Below are 908 nucleotides of genomic sequence, written 5' to 3'. Positions count from 1 at the left end.
ATGGTGCGCTGTCGCGGGCCGACCTTGCGCGCGCCACCGGACTGACCCCGCAGGCTGTTTCCAACATCATCGAGGAGCTGGCGCGCGACGCTCTGGTGCGCTCGCAGGCAAGCGTGCGCAAGGGCAGAGGCCAGCCTGCTACGCCCTATCAGCTCGTGCCGGAAGGCGCCTTTGCCATCGGCCTGCAGATCGACCGCCACGTGACGCGCACCGTCATCGTCAACCTCGTCGGCGATGTTCTGGTTCAGATGGAAGCCAAGCTGCCTCCCGGCGGGCCGGCGCAAGGCGTTGTGGTTATTCTCGATCTGATCAGGAAGGCGCGCCACGCGCTGGCGGCACAGGCGCCAGAGGCCGAAAAGCGGCTCGTCGGTCTCGGAGTTGCCATGCCAGGACCATTCGGCATCAATACGCTCTACGACGACCCCTGGATGATGACGGCATGGCAAAACTTCCCGCTCATGGACAGGATTGCTGAAGGAACGGGGCTCGAAGTTGCGTTGCAGAACGACGCGGCAGCCGCAGCAACTGCCGAACGATTGCTTGGCGCGGCACATGGGCTCGACCATGCAATCTGCATCTACTTCGGCTATGGTCTCGGGGCGGGCTTGATCCTCAACGGGGAACTCTATGGCGGCGCGCATGCCAACGCCGGCGAGATCGGTATGATTCTTGCGCTTGTGCCCGGTGACGGTCCCGACGTCGAGCCCCTTGAGCATTACGCCTCCATGGCGGCACTTTGCAAACTGCTCGATTTCGATCCATCCGAGCCGGAGCTTTTCGCCATGGTCACCGATGCCATCTTGCGCGGCGGTCCCAAGCTGGAACAGTGGATGGACAGTGTCGCCGAGCGCTTGCGCCGGACCGTGCAAATTCTCGAATCAATTTTCGATCCGCAAACGATCATTCTC

Annotated in this window: 1 protein-coding gene; it reads left to right on the top strand. The window is 62.6% G+C overall.

Translation table 11 applies throughout. The annotated features are described in order from the left end of the window. Nucleotides 1–908, top strand: a 908-nt coding sequence (locus ACXJ5O_RS28430; RefSeq protein WP_457302831.1) for an ROK family protein, incomplete at both ends; no start/stop codon positions are given.

This window comes from Phyllobacterium sp. P5_D12 (assembly GCF_054049495.1).
This window is presented reverse-complemented; position numbering and strand designations above follow the sequence as displayed.